The sequence below is a fragment of the Streptomyces sp. NPDC024555 genome, from assembly GCF_055559335.1.
Genome location: NZ_JBVHKV010000015.1, coordinates 152360 through 176294, shown reverse-complemented (window position 1 = coordinate 176294; position 23935 = coordinate 152360). Strand labels below are relative to the sequence as shown.

The window sequence follows — 23935 nt, the reverse complement described above, 5'->3', positions numbered from 1 at the left end:
TCGTGCCGCCGGACACTGCAATGGTGCAGGTACCAACGCTGGTTTCCTGTCCGGAACCATTCCATCGGAACGAATCCCCTCAAGGACGGCCGTGAAGACCATCGAATCCTCCCTCTCCTTCGCCGGTGCGAAGAAGAGCCGTGTGCCGCTCGCCGCGATCGACGCGCGTGGTGGCGAAGCCGCCAGGAAGCTCGGTCGGGTGCATGTCGCCTCCGCCGGCCGCCCCAGCCAGGCATCCACGTTCAACTCATCACTCTGACAACACCCGTATACGGAACACTCCGCCCGCGCGGTCGTCGTCCGGATCACCCTTCCGGGCTGGCTAGACTGGTGGAATGACAGGACCCCTGGTCCCTTTCCGTGAAGTAGTACTCAAGGTTCACAGCAGGTGCGATCTTGCCTGTGACCATTGCTATGTCTACGAACATGCAGATCAGAGCTGGCGAACCCGTCCGAAAACAATCTCTGACGAAGCCATCTTCAGGACTGCTCAGCGGCTGGCTGAGCATGCCAAGACACATGCACTGCCCTCCGTGTCAGTAATCCTGCACGGAGGGGAGCCCTTGCTGGCGGGCCCCGCCCGGTTGCGCCGGGTGTGCGAGGAGCTGACCGCCGCCTTCGACGGCATCGCCGCGCTTGATCTCCGGATCCATACCAACGGCCTGCAGCTCAGCCCGCGCTATCTCGACCTCTTCTGCGAGTACGACGTCAAGGTGGGGATCTCCCTCGACGGCGACCGCACGGCCAATGACCGCCATCGTCGCTTCGCCGACGGGCGCAGCAGCCATCCGCTGGTCCTCAGAGCGGTCGAACTGCTCCGGCAGGAGCGCTACCGCCATCTCTACCTCGGTCTGCTCTGCACGATCGACATCCGGAACGACCCGCACGCGGTGCTCGACGCGCTCACGGAGCTCGAACCGCCGCTGATCGACTTCCTGCTGCCGCACGCCACCTGGGACGATCCCCCGCTGCGGCCGGACGGTTCGCCCACCGCCTACGCCGACTGGCTCCTCGCGGTCCACGACCGCTGGCAGGAGCAGGGGCGTCCGGTGCCGGTGCGGATCTTCTCCTCGGTCGCCTCGACGCTGAACGGCGGCCCCAGTCTGACCGAATCGCTGGGCCTCGCCCCGACCGACCTCGTCGTCGTCGAGACCGACGGCCGGCTGGAGCAGGTGGACTCGCTGAAGAGCGCCTACGAGGGCGCGGCGGCCACCGGCTTCGACGTGTTCTCGCACCCCTTCGACGAGGTCGCCGCGCACCCCGGGGTGCGCGCCAGGCAGCTCGGTCTGGCGGGCGTCAGCGAGACGTGCCGGTCCTGCCCCGTCGTACGTTCGTGCGGGGGAGGGCTGTACACCCATCGCTACGCCTCCACGGAGGAGGGCGACGGCTTCGACAACCCCTCGGTCTACTGCCAGGACCTCGCCGCGCTGGTGCGGGGCATCGAGGCCCGTACCCCGGTGTACGCGGTGGCTCCCGCCGTGACCGACCCCGGTGAACTGCTCGCGGCCCAGGAGGACCTGACCCGCACCCTGCTCGCCCGGCTCCACGCCGATCTGGACGGCAGGGGCGGCGAGGCCTGGGCGGCGGCCTGGGAGCTGGCGGGCGTGCTGGAGGGCTCGCCCGAGGGCGCCGGGGCGCTGGACGCCGTGCTCGCCCACCCGTACGCGCGCACCCGGCTGCTCGACGCGCTGGACGCCCTGCACGAGGAACGGGCGGACGCCGTGGCCGGGGCCGTGGACGGGGTGCGGGCCCTGCTGGCCGCCGCCGCCGTGCGCGCCGGTCTCGACGGGCTCCGGGTGCCGGTCTCCCTGCGCGACGGCGAGGTCGTCCTGCCCTCCGTCGGCCGGCTCACGGTCGCCGGTCCCGACGGGAACGGCACCGTGCTGCTGCGCGCGGCCGGCGGCGGGTTCCTGGTGGCCCCCCCGGCCGGCGGCCCCGAACGGCGGATCCGGCACACCGGGACGGCGGAGCCCGGCTGGCTGCCGGTGCGCGCGTTCGCCGCGCCCGGGGACCTGCCGGGCGGCGGCTTCGTGATCGACGACCTCGACCCGTACCGCGACTGCTTCGCCGCACCCGCCGCCACGCTCGACGCGGCGTCCGCCGAGCGGCTGGGCGCCGCGCTCACGGCCGCCCGCGCCCTCGTCGAGGAGCGGGCCCCCGCCTTCGGCGCGGCCTGCGCCGACCTCCCGTTCGTCTTCACCCCGCTCACCGGCACGGAGCCGGGCGAGCCCCAGGTGGGCCGGCACGGATACGGCGCGCTGGGCATCGGCGCGGACGAGCGCGCGGACACCCTGGCACTCGCCCTGCTGCGCGGTGTCCGCCGGGCGAGAATCCGCGCACTCGTGGACGTCACGGATCTTTACGCGGCGGACGGCTCCTGGGACCATCGAATGCCCTGGGGGGAGGAATTGGTTCCGTTTTCCCGGCTGTTGTCGGAGACCTATGAGCGGATCGCGCTCGCCGCATTCGACGCGCACTACCGGGACGGAGTCGCCCAGGCGCTCGACGCCTTGGAGGGGGCCGCCGAACTCACCATCGGCGGAAAGCATCTGCTGGCCCTGATGCGAAAAGAATTCTGAATCCTGGATTCCGGTTCGAGGGGAGTGATGTGGGGGAGGCGGACAACTGGGAGGAACGGTCGCAGACCCCACGCGATCACGCGTGCGACCGCGAGGGTCGGGGAACGGATGACTGAAAAGTGGCGTTGAATGACCGAACGCCATGGGGGTGGAGCAAGGTCCGCTCCGGAATGATGAATTCGCTCGCATTCACTTCACTCCTCGGGTGCGGGTGCTCACACAGGACGGGGGTCGTGTGCACGGGACGACGCAGCAGCGAGCGGCGGACCATCGGCCGTACTTCTTCTTGAGTTACGCCCATACACCGGGGTACGGCGGTGGCACGGACCCCGATATGTGGGTCGAGCGGCTCTTCCAGGATCTCTGCGGCCATGTGATGGCCATGACCGATCTTCCGGCCGGCGCCCCCGCGGGCTTCATAGACCGCGAGATACGCTCCGGCGAGGGCTGGTCGGAACGGCTCGGAGAGGTGCTCGCCACCTGCCGGGTGTTCGTACCGCTGTTCTCGCCGCGCTACTTCGCCAGTGAGATGTGCGGCAAGGAGTGGTACGCGTTCGCCCAGCGCGCCATCCACCACCGGGCCCGCTCCAACCAGCCGGCCGAGGCGATCGTCCCGGCCCTCTGGGTGCCCGTGCCGCCCAGTCAGCTGCCCGGACCCGCCGAACGATTACAGTTCAACCACCGTGATTTCGGGGACCGTTACGTCAGTGACGGACTCTACGGACTGATCAAGCTCAAACTCTTCAACGAGGAGTACGAGCGCGCCGTCTACGAACTCGCCAAACGCATCGTCAGCGTCGCCGACACGGTTCGGCTCGGCACCGGCCGGCCCGTCGACTACCGGCTCGCCCCCAGCGCCTTCGGCTCGGCCGGCGGCGGGGCGGGCGGCCCCCGCCCGATGCAGGTCACCATCGCCGCCGCCACCCGCCACGACCTGCCCGAGGGCCGCAACGCCGACTACTACGGCGACAACCCGCAGGACTGGAACCCCTACCACCCCGACGCCGCCCGGCCCCTGGCCTACGTCGCCGAGGACCTGGTGCGCTCCCTCAACTACCAGGCCACCATCGCCTCCTTCGACGAGGACCCCGGCCCGCCCGGCATCAAGCAGGGACCCGCCACCCCGGAGATCCTCCTCGTCGACCGCTGGGCGCTCCGCGACGAGGAGCGCTGCCGCAGACTCGCCGCCTTCGACGCCGAACACCGCCCCTGGGTGACGATGATCGTCCCCTGGAACCGCGACGACCACGAGAGCCGGGCGGCCGAGGCCGAACTGACCGCCAAGCTGGAGCGGACCATGCCCACCAAGATGCGCCAGGGCCGCGCCTACTGCCGGGCCGCCGCCAAAGGCGTACCGAGCATGGAGGCCTTCGGTCAGATCCTGCCGCAGGTGGTCGAGGTCGCCGCCCAGCAGTACCTCAGACACGCGGCCGTCTATCTGCCCGCCACCGGCGGCGGAGGCCCCACCGAACGGACACGGCTGATGGGACCGATGGCGCAGACCCAGTACATCCCCGAGACACATGACGCTGCGACGGATGCGGAGGACACGGATGACGGCCGGTCGTGACGGGCGCATCGTCACCTTCTACTCGTACAAGGGCGGCACCGGGCGCACCATGGCCCTGGCCAACACCGCCTGGATCCTCGCCGCCAACGGCAAGCGGGTCCTGGCCGTCGACTGGGACCTGGAGGCGCCCGGACTCCACCGGTTCTTCCACCCCTTCCTCGACCCGTCGACGCTCGGCGCCACCACCGGCGTCATCGATCTGATCACCGAGTACGCCTGGGCCGCCACCAGCCCGGTGCAGCGGGCCGACGACTGGCACCGGGACTACGCGCGGATCCAGCCGCACGCGGTCTCGCTCACCCCCGAGGCGCTCGGCTGGGAGTTCCCCCAGGGCGGCACGCTCGACTTCGTCTCCGCCGGACGGCAGAACCGCGAGTACTCCGCGACCGTCTCCACCTTCGACTGGGACAACTTCTACGACCGGCTCGGCGGCGGCCACTTCTTCGACGCGCTGCGCGAGGACATGAAGGCCAACTACGACTACGTCCTCATCGACAGCCGTACCGGCCTCAGCGACATCGCCGACATCTGCACCGTCCACCTGCCCGACGTCCTCGTCGACTGCTTCACCCTCAGCGACCAGTCCATCGACGGCGCCGCCTCGGTCGCCCGGCAGATCTCCGAGCGGTACACCGGCCGCCCCATCTCCATCTTCCCCGTCCCGATGCGCATCGACGAGGGCGAGAAGGAGAAGGCGGACGCCGGCCGCGCGCTGGCCCGGCTGAAGTTCGACCGGCTGCCGCGCGACCTGTCGGGCGACGAACTCACCGCCTACTGGGGCGCGGTGGAGATTCCGTACCGCCCCTACTACGCCTACGAGGAGACCCTGGCCACCTTCGGGGACGAGGCAGGGCTCACCAACTCGCTGCTCTCCGCCTTCGAACGGCTCACCGCCGTCATCACCGACCAGCAGATCACCGCGATGCCGCCGGTCGGGGAAGAGGTGCGGCTGCGCATCCGGGACGCCTTCACCCGGCGCAGGCCCGCGCTGCCCGCCGATCTCTTCCTCAGCTATGTGGCGGAGAACCGGATGTGGGCCGACTGGATCGAGTCCGTCCTGACCCGGGCCGGTTTCCGCGTCGTGCCCCGTGACGTCTCCGCCGACCGGGAACCCCAGGACACCGCGGTCACCTCGGAGAACGCCGCCCGTACCGTGGTGCTGCTCTCCAGCGCCTACCTCAAGTCGCAGCGCGCGGTGAACCTCTGGGACCGGGCCGTCGCCGAGGACCCGGGCGGCGGGCGGCGCCATCTGCTGCCGCTCAGGGTCGGTGACGTCCGGCTCTCCGCGCCCTACATCGACCGCAACCCCGTCGATCTGTTCCGGCTCGACGAGGTGCACGCCACGGCCGCCCTGTTACGCGCACTGGACCGGCCGGTGCAGCTCACCGACGCCGTCTCGCCCGGCCCGCGCTTCCCCGGCACCGTCCCCCGGATCTGGAACGCGCCGCCGCGCAACCCCGGCTTCACCGGCCGCTCCCTGGTCCTGGAGCGGATGCGCGACCAGCTCGGCGGCGGCATGGCGGTCGTCCTGCCGCAGCCGCAGACCCTGTACGGACTCGGCGGCGTCGGCAAGACCCAGGTCGCCCTGGAGTACGTCCACCGGTTCATGGCCGACTACGACCTGGTCTGGTGGATATCGTCCGAGCAGACCGACGACGTGGTCGCCGGTCTCGCCGAACTCGCCGTCCGGCTCGGGGCCCAGGGCGGCGACGACATGGCGGCCGCCTCGCAGGAGGCCGTTGACCTGCTGCGGCGGGGGGTGCCGTCGGACCGCTGGCTGCTGGTCTTCGACAACGCCGACGATCCCGAACGGCTCCGCCGCTACTTCCCGCAGGGCGGCTCCGGCCACATCCTGGTCACCTCCCGCAACCAGGCCTGGTCGCAGCACGGCGACGCGCTGCCGGTCGACGTCTTCCTGCGCGAGGAGTCCATCGAGCACCTCCAGCGCAGGGCGCCGGGGCTGAGCGACGAGGACGCCGCCCAGGTGGCCACCGCGGTGGGCGATCTGCCGCTCGCCGTCGAACAGGCGGCGGCGTGGATCGCGGAGACCGCCACCCCGATCGACACCTACCTGGAGATGCTGGCCCAGCAGGCCCCCGAGGTCCTGGCCCTCAACCAGCCGGCCGGCTACCCCGAGCCGGTCGCCGCGACCTGGAACATCTCCATCCAGCGCCTCAAGGAGCGCTCGCCCGCGGCGGTGCGGCTGCTCCAGCTCTGCGCCTTCTTCGCACCCGAGCCGATCTCGGGGAACCTCCTGTACAGCAAGGAGATGATCGAGGCGCTGAAGCCGTACGACGCCTCGCTCCAGGAGAAGCTGGTGCTGGGCCGGGTCATCCGGGAGATCGGCCGGTTCGCCCTGGCCAAGGTCGACCAGGTCTCCAACTCCATCCAGGTGCACCGGCTGGTCCAGGCCGTCATCCGGGCCCAGCTCACCGAGGAGGAGCAGCAGGACGCCCGGCACGCGGTCCACCGGATCCTGGCGGGTGCCCGTCCCGATGACGACGAGCCGATCGACAACCCCGCCAACTGGCCGCAGTTCGCGACGATATGGCCGCACCTCGGCCCGTCCGACGCCCGCAACTGCAAGGAGCCCGAGGCCCGCAGGCTGCTGATCGACCGGGTGCGCTATCTGTGGAAGCGCGGTGACTTCAGGACGGCGAGCACGCTCTGCGAGGAGCTGCGCGAGATCTGGCGCGAGACGCTGGGCGAGCGGGACATCCAGTACCTCTACCTCTGCTTCCACCTCTCCAACCTCTACCGCTCGCGCGGCCGGTACGTGGAGGCGAGGGAGCTCGACGAGATCACCCTGTCCACCCAGCGCGAGGTGCTGGGGCCGGAGCATCCGCACACGTACATGAGCACCAGCAGCCTGGCCACCGACCTCGGCACGCTCGGCGAGTACACCAGGGCGATCGAGCTGGCGACGGAGGCCACCGACGGGTTCAACCAGATCTTCCACGAATCGCACCCCAGGGCGCTGGCCGCGGCCAACAACCTGGCCTTCACCCTGCGGTCCATCGGCCAGTACGCGAGGGCCCGCGAGATCGACCAGGACGTCTTCGACCGGCGGCGGGAGGTGCTGGGCGAGGAGCATCCGTACAGCCTCTCCTCGGCCATGAACCTCGCCCGCGACCTGCGGGACGTCGGCCGGTACGAGGACTCGGTCGGCATCCTCAGCCGGACCTACGACAGCTACAAGGCGACGCTCGGCCGGTCCTTCCCCGGCACGCTCAGCGCGGCCAAGAGCCTCGCGGTCTCGCTGCGCCGGGCCGGCCGGCTGGAGGACGCCCGCCGTCTGACGGTGGCGACCCGGGCCCGCTACCGGGCCAAGTACACCTCCGCCAACCCGGAGTCGCTGGCCTGCGACCTCAATCTGGCCGCGGACCTGTTCGCGGCGGGCGAGGCGGCGGAGGCGCGGGACACCGCGCAGGAGGTCGTCGACCAGTACATGAAGGTGCCGGGGGAGAAGCACCCGTACACCCTGGCGGCCCTGAACAACCTGGGGGTGTACCTCTCGGGCACCGGCGCGGCCGAGGAGTCGGAGATCGTGCTGACCCGGGTGGTCGCCTCGATGCGCGAGGTGTACGGGCCGGAGCACCCCAACACGCTGTTCAGCGTGATGAACCTGGCCAACGCCACGGCGGACCGGGGCGATCTGGACCTGGTGCTGACGACCGAACGACGGCTGACGGTGCAGTTCCGGGACGCCCTGGGCGCCCACCATCCGGAGACGCTGTCCATGAAGTCGAACATGGCGGTCACGCTCGACGCGATGGAACGGGGCGACGAGGCGGCCCAGGTCAGGGCCGAGACGGTCGAGGAACTGTCGCGGCAGCTCGGTGACGACCATCCGCTGACCCGGATCGCCCGGGACGACAGCAGGTTCCAGCGCGAACTGGAACCGCAGGCGGTGTGAGGAGGGAGCGCCCGGTTCCGCCGGGCGCTCCCGGCCCTCAGGTGTCCAGCAGCCAGTTGAGGATGCGGGGCAGGGCGTGCAGCGCGTCGAAGTGCGCTGCCGCCGGTTCCACCACGACCGTGGCGCCGGGGATGCGGCTCGCCAGCCAGCGGGTGTGCGAGACCGGTGAGAACACGTCCTTCTCGCCGTGCCACAGCAGCACCGGGCCGGTGATGGAGGCGGGGTCGAAGCCCCAGGGATGGCTGAACGCGAGGGCGTCGTCGATCCATCCGTACGCCGAGGTCCGCAGCCCCTCGCTGTAGTTGCGCAGCAGCATCGTGCGAACCCCGGCGTCGTTGACCACCATCCGGTCGGAGTCGGTCAGCTCCCGCCGCAGATCGTCGATCAGCCGGACCGGGTTGTGCCGGATCACCGCGGACCGCGAGATGAAGGACTGCGCGAGCCCGTCGGGGTCGGCGGTCGCCGCGGTGTAGGCCAGCACATTGGAGGGCGCCATCCCCTCGAACCAGTCGAGCCCCTCGGCGTCCCGGGGCGCCAGACCGACCAGGGCGGCGGTCCGGGTGACCCGGTCGGGCATCAGCGCGGCGCAGGCCAGGGCGTGCGAGGCCCCGCCCGACCGCCCCACCACCGCGAAGCGGTCGAGGCCGATGTGGTCGGCGATGGCGCGGACGTCCTGGACGGCGTCGGCGACACAGCGTCCGGGCAACCGGTCGGAGTCGCCGTAGCCCGGCCGGTCGTAGGTGATCAGCTGTGTCTTGCGCTGGTAGAGCACCATGCCGCGCGGCGCCGGGCCGAGTCTGCTGCCGGGCATCCCGTGCAGCAGGAAGACCGGTCTGCCGCGGGGATCCCCCAGCCGCTCCACCACCAGTTGCCGCCCGTCGGCCGCGCGCACGCGACTGCGCACTCCGTGCCTCCTCGCGAATCATGCGGACACGGCGCGTGTCCGGCTTTCCCCGCTCCACTAGATGATGACCCATCAAAGTCGTTACGGGGATGGCGCGTGGAGAGAAACTCGGGGGCCTTGAGGTGGTGCGCCGCGCCCGCGCGCGGGGTGTGCGGCGGGAATGTGCGGAGGGAATGTGGGGTGTGTGTATGCGGGGCGTGGCGGGGTTGTCAGGAGGGCGGTGGGGCGTCAGGCCGCCGTGGATCCGCCGCTGAGCGCACCCCCGTCCCGGCCCGTCGTCGTCGGTGCCGGGTCCGGTTTTCTGCGCATGGCCATCAGGAGGTTGACGGCTGTGCCGGCCACGGCCCAGGCGGAGAGGACCAGGAGGGGGCCGGTGACGGCGTTGCCGCGGAAGTAGGCGATGGAGCGGGCGGTCCAGGTGCCGGCGCCGGGGGGCAGGGCGGGGCCGATCGCGCGCCAGAAGTCGGGGAGCATGGGGAGGGGGAAGGCGCCGCCGGCGCTCGGGTTGCCCGCGATGACGACGATCAGGACGGCGAGGCCGATGCCGACGATGCCGGTGAGGGCCTCCAGGGCGAGGGTGATCATGCCGACGGCGAAGACGGTCAGCGCGCCCAGGCCGGACAGGCCCCAGAAGCTGCCGGGCAGTGCGCCGAGGATCGGGCCGATGATGAGCGCGCCGCCGATGCCGCCGGCGATCGAGTACAGGGCCATGACGCCGGTGCGGATCACCGCGCGCCGGCGGTTGGCGGGGCGGGTGCCGGCGCTGATCGCGAGGATCGAGGCGCAGAGGTAGCCGCCCACGCACCAGCCGACGACGAGGTAGAAGGACGAGAGTCCGTCGAAGTCCTCGTCCGAGGCCGGGGCGACGTCCACGGTGCGCACCGTGCGGTGCTGGGGGAGCTCGGCCGCCTTGACGATCCTGTTCAGTGACTGGGCCAGTACCGTGCCGCCGCCGGAGGCGACCATCAGGGTGTCGCGCGTGCTCCTGGGGTCGACGATCAGGGCGCCGTCGAGTTCGCGGTCGAGGATCTGCTGCCGGGCGGCGTCCGCGTCGGAGACCGTACGGGGGTCCAGGGGGCCGCCGGGGAGGTCCTTCAGCGCGGTGACGAGCTGGGCCGACGCCTGCTGGGGTGCGACGACGCCGAACGGGACGTCCGTGGGCTTGGGCTTGTGGAGCGCCCCCACGTACGAGGCGATGAACAGCAGCTGGAGTGCCAGTACGCCGAGGACGAGCAGGGTGGCCCGCGGAGTGACGGCGTTCTTCACCTCGTCAGCGAAAGTCATGCCCCCACGGTCCGGGGTGCCCGGCGTTCACGCAGGCGGGGCCGGGCCGAATGGCTGAGAGGAGGAGCCCCGCTCGGGTATCGTACGAATGTTCGAAGCTTGGTCTATGGTGGAGAGCGAGGGGGTGGTGAGTACGGATTTGTTCAGGAGGTGCGGGTGCCCGGGTTCACGCATCTGCATACCGTTTCCGGGTTCTCCCCGCGCTACGGCGCCTCGCATCCGGGGCGGCTGGCGGAGCGTGCCGCCGAACGGGGGATGGACGCCCTCGCGCTGACCGACCGCGACACCCTGGCGGGCGCGGTCCGCTTCGCGAAGGCCTGCGAGCGGGAGGGGATCCGGCCGCTCTTCGGGGTGGAGCTCGCGGTGGCACCGGACCCGCGCGTGAACGGCGGAGGAGCAGCCCCGCGAGCGGGAGGCGGCGGGTGGCCGGGTGCCGAGTTCGGTGGGGTGCCGGGTGCCGTGCCCGGTGGGTCACCGGGCGTCGGGATCGTCGGGGCGCCGGGTGCCGGGGTCGGTGGGGTATCAGGTGCCGAGTTCGGTGGGCGTACGTCGCGACCGCGTACCCCGGCCCGCGGGGGTGCCTTTGTCGATGAATCGGCTCCCCGTGTCACCTTCCTCGCCCGTGACGGGGCCCTCGGCTGGGCCGGGCTGTGCCGGCTGGTCACCGCCGCCCACGCCGATGTGCCCGACGGGAGCCGCCCCCTGCTCGCCCGCTCCGCGCTGCCCGCCGAAGGGCTCACCGTGCTGCTCGGCCCCGCCTCCGAGGTGGGCCGGGCGCTGGGCGCCGGCCGCCCCGACCTGGCCGCCGCGCTGCTCGCCCCCTGGCGCGAGCTGTACGGCGACGCCCTGCGGCTGGAGGCCGTCCACCACGGCCGCGACGGCACCGGGCCCGGTTCGCTGCGGCTCGCCGCCCGTACCGTCGGCTTCGCCGCCGAACAGGGGGTGCGGGCCGTGCTGACCAACGCCGTCCGGTACGCCGACCCCGGTCAGGGCCCGGTCGCCGATGTGCTCGACTCCGCCCGCCGGCTGGTTCCGGTCGACCCGCGCCGCGCCCCGCTCGACAGCGGTGAGCGCTGGCTCAAGGACGCCCGCGCGATGGCGGAGACCGCCGAGCGGATCACCTCCGCCGCCGGTCTCGCCCCCGGCGCCGGGGCCGGACTGATCGAGGAGACCCGGCGCACCGCCGACGCCTGCGTCGTCGACCCCCGGGCCGACCTCGGCATCGGCTCCGTCCACTTCCCCGAGCCGCGCCTGGTCGGCGCGGACCGGCGTACCGCCCAGCGGGTCCTGGCCTCGCGCGCCGCGGCCGGCATGGTGCTGCGCGGATACGACCGCAGGCCCGCGTACTGGGAGCGGATGCACCACGAGCTGGACATCATCGCCCACCACGGGTTCGCCTCCTACTTCCTCACCGTCGCCCGGGTGGTCGACGACATCCGGGCGATGCGGGTGCGGGTGGCCGCCCGGGGCTCCGGGGCCGGTTCGCTGGTCAACCACCTCCTCGGCATCGCCCACGCCGACCCGGTCGAGCACGGACTGCTGATGGAGCGCTTCCTGTCCAAGCGCCGCTTCGTGCTCCCCGACATCGACATCGACGTCGAATCGGCCCGCCGCCTCGACGTCTACCGCGCGATCATCGGCCGCTTCGGCACCGAACGGGTCGCCACCGTCGCCATGCCCGAGACCTACCGGGTGCGCCACGCCATCCGGGACGTCGGCGCCGCGCTCTCCATGAACCCGGCCGAGACCGACCGGCTCGCCAAGGCCTTCCCGCACATCCGGGCCCGCGACGCCCTCGCGGCCATGGAGGAACTGCCCGAACTGCGCGAGGTGGCGCGGGAGAAGGAGAGGTACGGACGGCTCTGGGAGCTGGTGGAGGCGCTGGACGCGCTGCCGCGCGGGACCGCCATGCACCCGTGCGGGGTCCTCCTCTCGGACGCCTCGCTGCTGGACCGCACCCCCGTCGTGCCCACCAGCGGCGAGAGCTTTCCGATGTCCCAGTTCGACAAGGAGGACGTGGAGGACCTGGGGCTGCTCAAGCTCGATGTGCTCGGGGTGCGCATGCAGTCGGCGATGGCGCACGCGGTCGCCGAGGTGAAGCGGGTCTCGGGGCGCGAGGTGGATCTGGACGCCGTGGAGCCGGGCGACCCCGAGACGTACCGGCTGATCAGGACCGCCGAGACGCTGGGCTGCTTCCAGATCGAGTCGCCCGGCCAGCGCGATCTGGTCGGCAGGCTCCAGCCCGCCGACTTCCACGACCTGGTGGTCGACATCTCGCTGTTCCGGCCGGGTCCGGTCGCCGCCGACATGGTGCGCCCGTTCATCGAGGCCCGGCACAGCCGGGCACCGGTCCGCTATCCGCACCCGGACCTGGAGGAGCCGCTGCGCGAGACGTACGGCGTGGTGGTCTTCCACGAGCAGATCATCGAGATGGTCCATCTGATGACCGGCTGCGGCCGGGACGAGGCCGACCGGGTCAGGCGCGGGCTCTCCGACCCCGAGTCACAGGGCCGGATCAGGGTCTGGTTCGCCCGGCACGCGGCGGCGCGGAAGTACGGCGCGGAGGTGATCGCCCGTGCCTGGGAGATCATCGAGGCGTTCGGCAGTTACGGCTTCTGCAAGGCGCACGCGGTCGCCTTCGCCGTGCCGACGTACCAGTCGGCCTGGCTGAAGGCGCACCACCCGGCGGCCTTCTACGCTGGGCTGCTCACCCACGACCCCGGGATGTACCCGAAGCGGCTGCTGCTGGCGGACGCGCGGCGGCGCGGGGTGCCGGTGCTGCCGCTGGACGTGAACCGGTCGGCGGCCGCTCATCAAATCGAACTGGTGTCTGATGAAAGAGGAGGGGAAGGGCGCTGGGGGCTGCGGCTCGCGCTCTCGGACGTCCATGGGATCAGCGAGGCCGAGGTCGCCCGGATCGAGGCCGGGCAGCCGTACACCTCGCTGCTGGACTTCTGGCAACGGGCCCGCCCCGGCCGCCCGGCCGCCGAACGGCTGGCCCAGGTCGGTGCGCTGGACGCGTTCGGCGCCAACCGCCGTGATCTGCTGCTGCACCTGTCCGAACTGCACCGCGCCCAGCGCGGCGCGGGCTCCGGGGCGCAACTCCCGCTCGGCGGCGGCCACCGCACCGGTTCGCTCGGCCTGCCCGACCTCAACGAGGCGGAACGGCTCAGCGCCGAACTGGGCGTGCTGAGCATGGACGTCTCGCGCCATCTGATGGGCGATCACCGGGCGTTCCTGGAGGAGCTGGGCGTGGTCAGCGCCCAGCGGCTGCGCGAGGCGCGGCACGGGGACACCGTGCTGGTCGCGGGTGCCAAGGCGGCGACCCAGACGCCGCCGGTCCGCTCCGGCCGCCGGGTCGTCTTCACCACCCTGGACGACGGTACGGGCCTGGTCGACCTGGCCTTCTTCGACGACAGCCACGCCGCCTGCGCCCACACCGTCTTCCACTCCTGGCTGCTGCTGGTGCGGGGGGTGGTGCAGCGGCGCGGGCCGCGCAGTCTGAGCGTGGTCGGCGCGGCCGCCTGGAACCTGGCGGAGCTGGCCGAACTGCGCCGCACCGGCGGGCTCGACGCGGTCGCGGACCGGCTGGCGCGGCCCTCCGGGGCGGAGGCGGCCGGTGAGGAGGGCGCCGCCCCGGAGGAACCGGCCGCCGCCGACGACGGCGGACGGCGGATCAGGATGCCCACCGGATACGAGATGAACCCCTGGGCCGACCTCCGGCCGGCCGGTGAAGGGGCGCCCACCGGAAGGAAGTTGTGGCACCAGAGCCCGGGGAGCGCGGGATGAGCGGGCCGGCCGGCATCCTCTGCCTGCGCTTTCGCACGGTCGACGGCGACCCCCCGGACGGCGCCGGTTACGCCGGACTGCTCGCGCTGCTCGGCTCGTTCACCCCGCTCGTCGAGGCGGCGCCACCGGACGGGGCGCTCGCCGATGTGCGGGGCGCCCTGCGCTACTTCGGGCGCGATGTGGCCGGGCTGGCCTCGGTCATCCGGGTCCGCGCCCTGGCCCTGCACGGGGTGGACTGCGCGATCGGGGCGGCCGGCAACCCCATGCTGGCCCGGATGGCGGCGCGCCGGGCCGTTCCGGGGACGACCTTCGTGGTGCCCGCCGGGGAGGAGGCCGCCTTCCTCGCCGACCGGCCGGCCGCCGCGCTGGACGGGGTCGGACCGGCGACGGCCCGCGCCCTGTGCGGCTACGGGCTCGACTCCGTCGGCCGGATCGCGGCCGCCCCGCTCGGCACCCTCCAGCGGATCACCGGGGTGCGGACCGGCCGCGAGCTGTGGGAGCGGGCGCAGGGCATCGACCGCAGCGCCGTCGTGCCGGACGCCGCCGCCCGTTCGCTCGGCGCCGACCGGACCTTCCCGCGCGACGAACTGGACCGCGAGCGGCAGCGGCGCGCGCTCATGTCGCTCACCGAGGAACTGGGGGCGCGGATGCGCGGCACGGGACAGGTGTGCCGCTCGCTCGCGGTCTCCGTGCGCTGCGCCGACCGGACCGGTTACGCGACGCTGACCCGCAGCCGTGCGCTCCGGGAGCCCACCGCGCACTCCGCGGACCTCACCGCGCTCGCCTACCGGATCCACGACTCCTTCGGCCTGCAACGGGCCCGGGTGCGGGGGATCGCGCTGCGCGCCGAGGGGTTGGGCGACGCCGGGCGGGCCGCGCACCAGCTGACCTTCGATCCGGTGGACGAGCGGGCGCGGCGGATCGAGGCGGTCGCGGACCGGCTGCGGGAGCGGTTCGGGCCGAGGGCCGTGATGCCGGGGCGGCTCGCGGCCTGATCCGTGCGCCGGACTTCCCCGAGGGGCGGGGCGGTGTCGCGCGTCCGCACCGTGGGATCGAACATTTTTTACCGACGCGTAACTTCCCAGGGAACCCTACTCCTGCGTAATTTGGCATGAGCACGCTGAATCTCGCGTGTCGCAGAACCCGTGGTCCGGGCCGCAGGGCGCACAGACATCGCACCTCCCTCGAGCCGCAAGGAGACCCCACGATGCCGTCCCGAACCCGCGCGCCGCGCACCCGCACCGTACTCGCCGCACTGCTCCTCGCCGTCGCCGCCGCCGTCCCCACGGCGACCGCCGCGACGGCCGCCCCCGCCGCCTCCCGCGGCTGGAACGACTACTCCTGCACCCCCTCGGCGGCCCACCCCCGCCCCGTCGTCCTCGTCCACGGAACCTTCGGGAACTCCGTCGACAACTGGCTGGTCCTCGCCCCCTACCTGGTAGCCCGGGGCTACTGCGTCTACTCGCTCGACTACGGGCAACTGCCCGGCGTGCCGGTCTTCAACGGCCTCGGCCCCGTGGAGAAGTCGGCCGGACAGCTCTCCGCCTTCGTCGACAAGGTCCTCGCCGCCACCGGCGCCTCCGAGGCGGACCTCGTCGGCCACTCCCAGGGCGGCATGATGCCGAACTACTACCTCAAGTTCCTCGGCGGAGCGGCCAAGGTCAACGCCCTCGTCGGGCTCGCGCCCGACAACCACGGCACCACCCTCCTCGGCCTGACCAAGCTGCTGCCGTACTTCCCCGGCGCGGCCTACCTGCTCGAAGCGGGCACGCCCGGACTCGCCGACCAGGTCGCCGGATCCCCCTTCGTCACCAAGCTCAACTCGGTCCCCGACACCGTCCCGGGAGTGCGCTACACCGTCATCTCCACCCGGTACGACGAAGTCGTGACGCCGTACCGGACCCAGTTCCTGGACGGACCCGGTGTGCGCAACGTCCTGCTCCAGGACCTGTGCCCGGTCGACGTGTCCGAGCACGTGGCGATCGGCACCGTCGACCGGATCGCCTTCCACGAGGTGGCGAACGCCCTCGACCCGGCACACGCCACTCCCACCACCTGCGCCTCGGCCATCGGCTGAGTCCGCAGGCCTGACCGCATCCGGTCCGGGCGGGCGGGCGTGGCCGGTTCCCGCCCGGACCGGCACCACTGTCAGTGGCGGATGGCACGATCGTTCCATGACGACGATCGACTGGGACTCGGCCGCCGGCTCCTTCGACGAGGAACCGGACCACGGACTGCTCGACCCCGTGGTGCGGCACGCCTGGGCGCAGCGGCTGGAGAGCTGGCTGCCGCGCGGGCGGTGCGACGTGCTGGACCTGGGCTGCGGCACCGGAAGCCTCTCGCTGCTCGTGGCGGGCCAGGGCCACCGGGTCACCGCCGTCGACCGGTCGCCGCGCATGGTCGAGCAGGCCCGCGCCAAGCTGCGGGGCACCGGCACCGAGGTGCTCACCGGGGACGCCGTGGCGCCACCGGTCGGCGCGCAGCGCTTCGACGTGGTCCTCGCCCGCCATGTCGTCTGGCTGCTCCCCGACCCCGAGGCCGTGCTGCGGCACTGGTTCGGACTGCTGAAACCCGGCGGCCGGCTGGTCCTGGTGGAAGGCGTGTGGAACGGGGTCGGGCTCTCCGCCGCCCGGCTCACCGCCCTGCTCTCGCCCCTCACCGAACGGATCCACCACGAACCGCTCTCCGGCGACCGCGACCTGTGGGGCAAGGAGGTCCACGACGAGCGCTACGCCCTGGTCGCCCGCGCCGAACCGCCCCGTCGGCACACCGAGGTCGTCGACGTCCATCTGATCCTGCGCCGGGGCCCCGACGTCCTGCTCGCCCGCCGCTCCGGCACGGGATACGCGGACGGTCTTCTGCACGCCCCGTCGGGGCACGTGGAGGACGGCGAGGACGTCCGCGAGGCGATGCTCCGCGAGACGGCCGAGGAGATCGGCGTCGCGCTCGAACCGGAGGAACTGCGCATGGCGTTGGTCATGCAGCACCGGGGGCCCGGCGGGAATCCCCGCACCGGCTGGTTCTTCGAGGCGGCGTACGACCCGGACCGCCCGCCCGTCAACCGGGAGCCCGACAAGTGCTCCGAGCTGGGCTGGTTCCCGCTGGACGCCCTCCCCGACGACATGGTCGCCTACTGCCGGGCCGGCCTCGACGGATACCGGGCGGGGGAGCGGTTCCTGATCCACTGGCACGAGGACGGCGACCCCGTCGCGTACGCGCCCTCCGCCGCCCGCCGGGCCGTCCCGCTGCCGCCGGGAGGGGCGCGCACCGGACGGCTCCACCACATCGAGCTGTGGGTGCCCGATCTGGCGGCGGCCGCGCCCGGCTGGGGCTGGCTCCTGGGCGAGCTGGGCCATGTCCCGTACCAGCGCTGGGAGCACGGGCGCAGCTGGCGGCGGGGCGACAGCTATGTGGTGATCGAGCAGTCGCCCGATCTGGCCCCCGGGGCGCACGAGCGGCGCCGCCCCGGCCTCAACCACCTGGCCTTCCACGTCGAGGACCGGGCCGCCCTCGACGCGCTGGTGGCCCGCGCCCCCGGCCACGGCTGGCGGCTGCTCTTCGCGGACCGCCATCCCCACGCGGGCGGGGACGAGCACGTGGCCGCGTATCTGGAGGACGCGGCGGGGTACGAGGTGGAGCTGGTGGTGGGCTGAGCCCGGGGCCCGGACCGGCGCCGGACGGCCGGCCCCCCCCGGGCCCCGGCGCCGGGCGGGTCAACGGGGTGGGAAGACCAACGGGCCGGACAGGCCGACGGGCCGAGAAGACCAACGGGCCCCGCAGGTCAACGGGGCGGGCAGGCCGGCGGTCCCGGACGAGACGGCGGGGAGCGGGCCGGTGCCCGGGGGCGGGGTCAGGCGAGGAGGCCGGTGAGACCCCGGTCCGTGCGCGCCAGCCGTTCCAGTTCGTCCAGGGCCGCCACCGCGGCCCGCGCCGCCCGGGGATCGCGCACGGCCAGGCCGCTCTCCTCGAACTCGTCCTCGTCCAGCCGCAGTACGGCGGACCGGTCCGCCGACACCCACAGATCCAGGTCCAGGTCCTCGACCAGCAGCTCCCCGTCCCGCAGCACGGCCGGGCGGGTCACATCGCAGTACCAGCCCTTGAGCTCGCCCGCACCGGACCGGACCTCCTTCACCGCGAACCAGGCGTCGCGCCAGTAGTGCTCGGTGAAGACGTCGCCCGGTTCGAACCGTACGAAGCCGAAGTCGCGGACCCCCGGCGCGGCCCAGGGCGCCCGGACCGTCACCCGGCTCCCGTCGTCGCGCACCAGGGCGGCGGGATACCGGATCTTGGTCCGTCCCGCCTTGACCAGGACGACGGTCAGGGCGGTGCCGTCCGCCCCCGTGGCCGGGGCGTCAGCCGAGGGCGCGGACATGACGCACCTCCGTGGCGCAGTGGGCGTATCCGAACCAGCGGTTGACCGCCAGCATCGGCGCGTTGTCGGCGTCGTTGCCCGTGTAGGCGTCGGTGTAGCCGGCGGCGCGCGCCCGGTGCAGCGAGTCGTTCTTCGCGAGCTTGGCGAAACCGCGGCCGCGGTGCGCCCGCCGGGTGCCCGTCATCCCCGACCAGTAGCGGTCCACCCCGTCGGTCTCCGCCACGCTGAACGCCGCCACCTGTCCGCCGGCCATCACGACCGAGGTCAGCGCGTGGTCGAGGCAGGGGCTGTTCCAGGTCTCCGCGAGCCACTCCTCGTAGTCCGCGAGACGGGTCGGGATGTCGCCGGGTTCGTCCTCGGTGGTCTCGGCGTCCGCCTCGAACAGCGGGCGCGGATCGTCGGCGAAGTCGGCGGCGGTGCGCAGCTCCACCCCGGCCGGCGGCTCCTGACGCGGCGGCAGCGTGCCGCCCGCCAGATCGAGATGGAGGAAGTGCGCGGAGCGGCTCGGCGCGTACCCGTGCTTCTCGGCGAACGCCCGGTTGCCCGGGGTGTCCAGCACCCAGCTGTAGACCTTGGTCGCACCGGCCAGGGCCAGATGCTCCTCGGCCGTGCGCAGCAGCAGCGAACCGGCTCCGCGCCCGGTCCGATCCGGATGGGTGTACGGGTTGAAGAACGCCTGTCCGGGATCGGGGCTGTCGTGCGCCAGGCCGACCTGCGCCGTCGCGATCAGCTCGCCGTCCTCCTCGGCGACCAGCAGCCGGTAGTGCTTGCCGGGGGCGGCGCTCTCCAGATCGAAGACGACCTGTTCCGGGGTGGTGACCATGAACGGGAGCGCCGCGCGCCGCACCCGTACCCAGTTCTCGGCGTCGGAGGGGCGGAAGTCGCGCACGATGACAGTCATGCGCCGGACGCTACCCACCGGTCCGGCCCGCCCGCCTCCGATTTTCCGGCGGTGGGGCAGAATCGGGGCCGTGACTCCCAAGATCTCCGTGGACCCGGACGCGGACGCCGCCCCGTACGAGCAACTGCGCACCCAGATCTCCGAACTGGCCCGCTCCGGTGCGCTGCCGGTCGGCCACCGGCTCCCGACCGTACGCGGCTTCGCCGAGGAACTGGGCCTGGCCGCGAACACCGTCGCCAAGGCCTACCGGGCGCTGGAGGCGGACGGGGTGATCGAGACCCGCGGCCGCAACGGGACCTTCGTCGCCGCCGCCGGGGACGCCGCCGAACGCCACGCGGGCACCGCGGCCCGCACCTACGCCGAGGACGCCCACCGGCTGGGCCTGTCCCGGGAACGCGCCCTGGAACTGGCCCGGGACGCGATCCGGGCCGTCTACCCGGACTGACGGCCCGCCGGCTCCCCGGGATCCGCCGCCGGCTCCCCGGGACCCGCCGCCGGACCCCGGACCTCCGCCGTCGGCCGCCCCAGGGTGCGCACCACCGAACCGAGGACCTGGTCCATCGGGCAGGGGCCGTGACTCCGGGAGTCCTCGCTGTGCGGGTTGTCCCCGACCACCGCCAGGCAGCCGGCCGGCACCGGCGCGCCGCCGAACGGCTCGCCCGCCAGGGCGACCGCGCGCTTGATGTACCACTCGGTCGCCGCCAGGTCCCGGCCGACCGGCGCCTTGCCCCGCCACGCCGTGCCCGGCTCCGGGCAGGCGACCACGACGATGCCGTCCCGGCGCACGCCGCGCGTCCCGCGCCGGATCAGCACCCGGGTGCCCGGCCGCAGCGTCGGCATCATGCTGTGGCCGCGCACGGTCACGGCGACGTAGGCGTACCGCACCCACCAGGCGGCCAGTCCCGCCGCGAGCAGACAGACGGCCACCCCGCCCAGGACCGCCCCGGTCACGAGACCCGCCCGTCCCGCACCCGGACCACCCGGTCGCAGCGCTCCACCGCATGGGCGTCGTGCGTGGCCAGCACCACCGTGACGCCCGTCCGCTCCCGCAGCCCGGCCAGCAGGTCCAGCACGTCCTCGCCGGACCGCGAGTCCAGATTGCCCGTCGGCTCGTCCGCGAGGATCAGCCGGGGACCGCCGATCAGCGCGCGGGCGACGGCCACCCGCTGCTGCTGGCCGCCCGACAGCTTCGAGGGCAGCGCCTGCTCCCGGCCCTCCAGCCCCACCGAGGCCAGCAGTTCACGGGCGCGGGCCCGCCGGTCGAAGTCCACCCGGTGGGGCAGCACCGGAGCGATGACGTTGTCCAGGGCGGTCAGCGCGGGCAGCAGATGGAAGCGCTGGAACACGAACCCCACCCGGCGCCGGTACGCCGCCAGCTCCGCCCGGCTCATCGAGGTGACGCGCTCCCCGTCCACGTCGATCGTCCCCGAGTCGGGCCGGTCGAGCGCGCCCAGCAGATACAGCAGCGTCGACTTGCCCGAACCCGAGGGTCCGGTGAGCGCGACGAACTCGCCCCGGCCGATCTCCAGATCCACCCCGTCACAGGCGCGGACCGGGCTGCTCGTGCCGGCCCCGTACGTCTTGTGCAGGGCGTTCACCCCGATCATCGCGGTGCTCACACCTCCACCTCCCTGTCCTGCGCGTACCCGGACGCCTGGAGGGTGAAGAGTCTCGCGTACTCGCCCTTCAGGTCCATCAGTTCGTCGTGGCTGCCGCACTCCCGGGTCCGGCCGTCCTCCAGGACCACGATGCGGTCGGCCCGGCGCACGGTGCCCAGCCGGTGCGAGATCAGCAGACTCGTCGTGCCCTCGCGGTAGGAGCGCAGCCGCTCGTGCAGCCGCTGCTCGGCCGCCGCGTCGAGTCCGGCGCTCGGTTCGTCCAGGACGAGCAGGTCGCGGCCCTCCCGGAGCATCGCCCGCGCCAGCGCCAGGCGCTGCCACTGACCGCCCGAGAGCGTGACGCCCACCGCGTCCGGGTCCTCGTCGTCGGCGTCCGGGAAGATCCGGGACAGCATCGTGTCGTAGCCGCGCGGCAGCCGGGAGACGAAATCGTGCGCGTCCGCCCGGCGCGCGGCCCCGGCGATCCGCTCCGGATCGTCGAGATGGCGCAGATCGCCCATCGCGATGTTGTCCCGCGCCGACAGGTCGTACGCCACCCGGTCCTGGAACACCGCGCTGATCCGCTCCCTGAGCAGGGCCGGGTCCATGGTGCGGATGTCCGTGCCGTCCCAGCGGACCGTGCCGCGCGTCGGGTCGTACAGCCGGCACAACAGCTTGACCAGCGTGCTCTTGCCCGCGCCGTTGAGCCCCACCAGCGCGACCGACTCGCCGCGTCCGAGGGTCAGGCTCACCCCGCGCAGCACCCACGGTCCGTCGTCCCCGTACCGGAACCAGACGTCGTCCAGTTCGATGCGGTCGCGCAGCGGGGGTACGGGCAGCGGGTCGGCCGGGACCGGAAGGTCGGTGGGCAGCCGCCGTATGTCTACATAGTGACGGAAGGTCAGCAGGGCCTGGTAGCCGCTGGTGACATGGAGGATCGAGGAGTTCAGCACCCCCTGCACCCCGGCGGAGGCGCCGAGGAACGCCGAGACGTCACCGGCCCCGAACCGCCCGGACCGCGCCCCGTGGATCATCCAGGCGAGCCCGCACACGGCGATGACCGCGCCCAGCGCGGTGGTCGGCGTCTGGAAGGCGAGGACCCGGCGGTCGAGCCGCTCCTCCGCCGCGTTGATGTCCCGGGTCTCCGCGTTCATCCGGCGGAGGAGGAAGCCCCCGGCGCCGAACAGCCGGACCTCCTTCACGGCGGCCAGGTCCAGCATCATGCTCTGGTAGAAGAGCTGGCGGCGGTTGCGGGGGCTGATCGTCCACATCATCCGGGCCTGCCGGCGGCTGAGCGACACCTGGACGAACAGTGCCGGCACCGCCGCCGCCACGGTGAACACCGTCAGCCAGGGCGAGATCGCGGACAGCACCACGGCGAGCCCCGTCACGGCCGTGGCCTGCTGCACCAGCCCGAACAGCGCGGTGGTGATCTGGTCGGGCGCCCCGGTCGCCGAGTCCTGCGCCAGCCGCAGCCGGTCCAGGAACTCCGGGTCCTCGAAGCGGGACAGTCCGACGAACCCCTCCACCTTCCCGTACAGCTCCTTCTGCGCCCGGTAGGCGATCCCGCGGCGCAGCCGGGACTTGGTGTAGTCCGAGGCGTACGGAAGGACCGCCAGCAGGGTGCCGCACAGACCGAGCCCCGCCACGAGGGTCATCGGCCCGACACCGCCCGGTGTGCGGCCGTCACTCACACAGTCGAAGAGCCACTTGGTGAGCAGGGTGACCCCGGCGGGCAGCAGCCCCTGCACCACGGTCAGCAGGACCTGGCAGACGAAGGCGGCCGGCCCCGCCCGCCAGGTCAGGGCCAGCGCCGCGCCCGCTCCGGTGAGCAGTCCGCGCGGACCGCCCAGCCGGTGGACGGCGGACTCCTGGCCCGCGCTCACGCCGGGAGGCCTTCCAGCACCGGGTTGGTGCCGGCCTGGGCGTAGGTGACCGTGCCGTCGGGGTCCGTCAGCACGGTGGTCGGCGTCGCCTCGATCGAGTACAGCGTGGAGAGCGGTCCCGCGGTCTCCTCGACGACCACGGTCGCGATCTGTGCCAGCGGCTCGGCCATGCGGAGCGCGTCGTCCGCGTCCCCGGCGATCACCACGACCATCTGGCCGGCGTCCATGCCGGTGCGCCGGGCGAACTCGGGGAGGTCGGCCACCGCCATGGTGCAGGCCGAGCAGTCCGTGGAGAGGAAGGTCAGCGCCCCCTGACGGCCCTTCAGGGACGCCGCGGTGACCGTCCCGCCCGCCACCGTGGCGGCCGTGAAGTCCGGAAGCGGCGCACCGGTCTCGGGGCCGGAGTCGATCGTGCCGAAGGGCTGTTGCCGCTCGGACTCCTGGCGGCGCAGCCGCCGGACGACCGCGAGGGTCAGCAGCAGGTTGAGTACGGTGACGGCTCCCACGAGCACGAGCGCGGCGGTCAGATAGATCATGCCCATTCCTCTTTCATGAGATCTTCAGCAGATCGACGATGTCGTCGTAGAAGGCGGTCACCGCGGTGACGACCACCGCGGCCGTCGCGCAGACGACGAGCGCCGGGACGGCGGCCGAGAGCACCCCGGCCGCTTCGGGACCCCAGCAGCCCAGACAGGCCAGGGCCAGCAGGAAGCCGTTGCGCACCACATGGCGCCGGCCGAGCCGGGCCGTGGGCCGGCCGAAACAGGCGCAGCGCACCTCGGTGCGCGCCACCGTCGCCAGGACCGCGAGGGCGGTGAAGCCCGCGGTGAGGACGGCGGCGGCGGCGAGGCCGGGACCGGCGGTCTGCCGGGGCCCCAGCAGTGCGAGACCGGTGGCGGCCTCGGCGGTGACCAGCAGCAGTGCGGCGGGCCGGGTGAACCGCCGCGCGAGGCCGTGTCCGGACGCTCCCGGGCCGGGCGGGGCCTTCCGGACCCGGCCGAGGGCCCGGCCCGTCCGGGTCAGCAAGGGCCGCACCATCTCCAGGGTGTCCGGGAACGCCCGCACCTTGGCGAGCGCGGAGACCAGGAAGATCCCCGCGAGCGCCCAGCGCACCGTCAGTACCGCGTAGTCCACGG

Annotated in this window: 18 protein-coding genes; 9 read left to right on the top strand and 9 right to left on the bottom strand. The window is 72.9% G+C overall.

What is annotated here, in order from left to right; genetic code table 11:
- The first annotated feature begins 91 nt into the window (after window positions 1–91).
- The 4 genes from fxsA (at window position 92) to fxsT (ending at window position 8065) form a co-directional block, all read left to right on the top strand.
- The gene (gene fxsA / locus ACZ4FH_RS25940; RefSeq protein WP_383649889.1) at window positions 92–259 is read left to right on the top strand and encodes an FxSxx-COOH cyclophane-containing RiPP peptide; all 168 of its coding nucleotides are present in this window, start codon (window positions 92–94) and stop codon (window positions 257–259) included.
- A gap of 76 nt (window positions 260–335) precedes the next feature.
- Entirely contained in the window at window positions 336–2579 is a 2244-nt protein-coding gene (gene fxsBH, locus ACZ4FH_RS25935) for a radical SAM/SPASM protein FxsBH, inactivated beta-hydroxylase extension form (RefSeq protein WP_467307754.1), read from the top strand.
- A 211-nt stretch (window positions 2580–2790) separates the two neighbouring features.
- Window positions 2791–4149 (top strand): FxsC protein, encoded by a 1359-nt coding sequence (fsxC, locus tag ACZ4FH_RS25930; protein ID WP_383650140.1) that lies wholly within the window; start codon window positions 2791–2793, stop codon window positions 4147–4149.
- Window positions 4133–8065 carry an FxSxx-COOH system tetratricopeptide repeat protein gene (gene fxsT / locus ACZ4FH_RS25925; protein ID WP_467307753.1) on the top strand — a complete coding sequence of 1311 codons (3933 nt, stop codon included), beginning with the start codon at window positions 4133–4135 and terminating at the stop codon, window positions 8063–8065. Before fsxC ends, fxsT begins: the two co-directional genes overlap by 17 nt.
- Before the next feature lie 37 nt (window positions 8066–8102).
- Here fxsT and ACZ4FH_RS25920 read toward each other — a convergent pair whose 3' ends face one another.
- Together ACZ4FH_RS25920 and ACZ4FH_RS25915 are read right to left on the bottom strand one after the other, a co-directional pair.
- Complete coding sequence (locus ACZ4FH_RS25920) at window positions 8103–8969, bottom strand: alpha/beta fold hydrolase (RefSeq protein ID WP_467307752.1); 867 nt, start codon at window positions 8967–8969, stop codon at window positions 8103–8105.
- 228 nt (window positions 8970–9197) lie between these two features.
- On the bottom strand, window positions 9198–10253 hold the full coding sequence (locus ACZ4FH_RS25915; protein ID WP_467307750.1) for a DUF3533 domain-containing protein: 1056 nt from the start codon (window positions 10251–10253) through the stop codon (window positions 9198–9200).
- 156 nt (window positions 10254–10409) lie between these two features.
- On the opposite strand from ACZ4FH_RS25915, the gene ACZ4FH_RS25910 reads away from it, so the two are divergent.
- The 4 genes from ACZ4FH_RS25910 to ACZ4FH_RS25895 all read left to right on the top strand — a co-directional run bounded on the left by ACZ4FH_RS25910 (window position 10410) and on the right by ACZ4FH_RS25895 (window position 17695).
- On the top strand, window positions 10410–14042 hold the full coding sequence (locus tag ACZ4FH_RS25910; RefSeq protein ID WP_467307748.1) for a DNA polymerase III subunit alpha: 3633 nt from the start codon (window positions 10410–10412) through the stop codon (window positions 14040–14042).
- Complete coding sequence (locus ACZ4FH_RS25905) at window positions 14039–15037, top strand: DNA polymerase Y family protein (RefSeq protein WP_383649908.1); 999 nt, start codon at window positions 14039–14041, stop codon at window positions 15035–15037. Before ACZ4FH_RS25910 ends, ACZ4FH_RS25905 begins: the two co-directional genes overlap by 4 nt.
- Before the next feature lie 212 nt (window positions 15038–15249).
- Window positions 15250–16119 (top strand): esterase/lipase family protein, encoded by an 870-nt coding sequence (locus ACZ4FH_RS25900; protein ID WP_467307746.1) that lies wholly within the window; start codon window positions 15250–15252, stop codon window positions 16117–16119.
- 97 nt (window positions 16120–16216) lie between these two features.
- Window positions 16217–17695, top strand: coding sequence for a methyltransferase domain-containing protein (locus tag ACZ4FH_RS25895; protein WP_467307744.1), 1479 nt, complete (start codon window positions 16217–16219; stop codon window positions 17693–17695).
- A 197-nt stretch (window positions 17696–17892) separates the two neighbouring features.
- Here ACZ4FH_RS25895 and ACZ4FH_RS25890 read toward each other — a convergent pair whose 3' ends face one another.
- Together ACZ4FH_RS25890 and ACZ4FH_RS25885 are read right to left on the bottom strand one after the other, a co-directional pair.
- Complete coding sequence (locus ACZ4FH_RS25890) at window positions 17893–18414, bottom strand: ribonuclease FAU-1 family protein (RefSeq protein WP_467307742.1); 522 nt, start codon at window positions 18412–18414, stop codon at window positions 17893–17895.
- Window positions 18395–19315, bottom strand: a complete 921-nt coding sequence (locus ACZ4FH_RS25885) for a GNAT family N-acetyltransferase (RefSeq protein WP_467307740.1) — start codon at window positions 19313–19315, stop codon at window positions 18395–18397. The genes ACZ4FH_RS25890 and ACZ4FH_RS25885 overlap by 20 nt, the downstream gene beginning before the upstream one ends.
- A 70-nt stretch (window positions 19316–19385) precedes the next feature.
- Here ACZ4FH_RS25885 and ACZ4FH_RS25880 point away from each other — a divergent pair, with 70 nt between their 5' ends.
- A complete protein-coding gene (locus ACZ4FH_RS25880) occupies window positions 19386–19760 on the top strand; it encodes a GntR family transcriptional regulator (RefSeq protein WP_385104290.1) in 375 nt (124 codons plus the stop codon).
- Here ACZ4FH_RS25880 and ACZ4FH_RS25875 read toward each other — a convergent pair.
- Genes ACZ4FH_RS25875 through ACZ4FH_RS25855 form a run of 5 tightly spaced genes read right to left on the bottom strand, consistent with a single transcriptional unit; the run spans window position 19748 to window position 23933 of the window.
- Window positions 19748–20266 (bottom strand): S24/S26 family peptidase, encoded by a 519-nt coding sequence (locus ACZ4FH_RS25875; RefSeq protein WP_467307739.1) that lies wholly within the window; start codon window positions 20264–20266, stop codon window positions 19748–19750. The two genes, ACZ4FH_RS25880 and ACZ4FH_RS25875, sit on opposite strands and share 13 nt — an antisense overlap.
- Complete coding sequence (locus ACZ4FH_RS25870) at window positions 20263–20934, bottom strand: ABC transporter ATP-binding protein (RefSeq protein ID WP_467307737.1); 672 nt, start codon at window positions 20932–20934, stop codon at window positions 20263–20265. Before ACZ4FH_RS25870 ends, ACZ4FH_RS25875 begins: the two co-directional genes overlap by 4 nt.
- Complete coding sequence (locus tag ACZ4FH_RS25865; protein ID WP_467307736.1) at window positions 20931–22799, bottom strand: ABC transporter ATP-binding protein; 1869 nt, start codon at window positions 22797–22799, stop codon at window positions 20931–20933. The genes ACZ4FH_RS25870 and ACZ4FH_RS25865 overlap by 4 nt, the downstream gene beginning before the upstream one ends.
- Window positions 22796–23335, bottom strand: coding sequence for a peroxiredoxin family protein (locus ACZ4FH_RS25860; protein ID WP_467307735.1), 540 nt, complete (start codon window positions 23333–23335; stop codon window positions 22796–22798). Before ACZ4FH_RS25860 ends, ACZ4FH_RS25865 begins: the two co-directional genes overlap by 4 nt.
- Before the next feature lie 13 nt (window positions 23336–23348).
- A complete protein-coding gene (locus tag ACZ4FH_RS25855) occupies window positions 23349–23933 on the bottom strand; it encodes a MauE/DoxX family redox-associated membrane protein (RefSeq protein ID WP_467307734.1) in 585 nt (194 codons plus the stop codon).
- Window positions 23934–23935 lie beyond the last annotated feature (2 nt).

Excerpts from the sequence above, each read along its gene's own strand:
- fxsBH (WP_467307754.1), top strand. The coding sequence starts at position 336 with ATGACAGGACCCCTGGTCCCTTTCCGTGAAGTAGTACTCAAGGTTCAC.
- fxsT (WP_467307753.1), top strand. The coding sequence starts at position 4,133 with ATGACGGCCGGTCGTGACGGGCGCATCGTCACCTTCTACTCGTACAAG.
- ACZ4FH_RS25915 (WP_467307750.1), bottom strand. The coding sequence starts at position 10,253 with ATGACTTTCGCTGACGAGGTGAAGAACGCCGTCACTCCGCGGGCCACC.
- ACZ4FH_RS25905 (WP_383649908.1), top strand. The coding sequence starts at position 14,039 with ATGAGCGGGCCGGCCGGCATCCTCTGCCTGCGCTTTCGCACGGTCGAC.
- ACZ4FH_RS25900 (WP_467307746.1), top strand. The coding sequence starts at position 15,250 with ATGCCGTCCCGAACCCGCGCGCCGCGCACCCGCACCGTACTCGCCGCA.
- ACZ4FH_RS25895 (WP_467307744.1), top strand. The coding sequence starts at position 16,217 with ATGACGACGATCGACTGGGACTCGGCCGCCGGCTCCTTCGACGAGGAA.
- ACZ4FH_RS25890 (WP_467307742.1), bottom strand. The coding sequence starts at position 18,414 with ATGTCCGCGCCCTCGGCTGACGCCCCGGCCACGGGGGCGGACGGCACC.
- ACZ4FH_RS25885 (WP_467307740.1), bottom strand. The coding sequence starts at position 19,315 with ATGACTGTCATCGTGCGCGACTTCCGCCCCTCCGACGCCGAGAACTGG.
- ACZ4FH_RS25860 (WP_467307735.1), bottom strand. The coding sequence starts at position 23,335 with ATGATCTATCTGACCGCCGCGCTCGTGCTCGTGGGAGCCGTCACCGTA.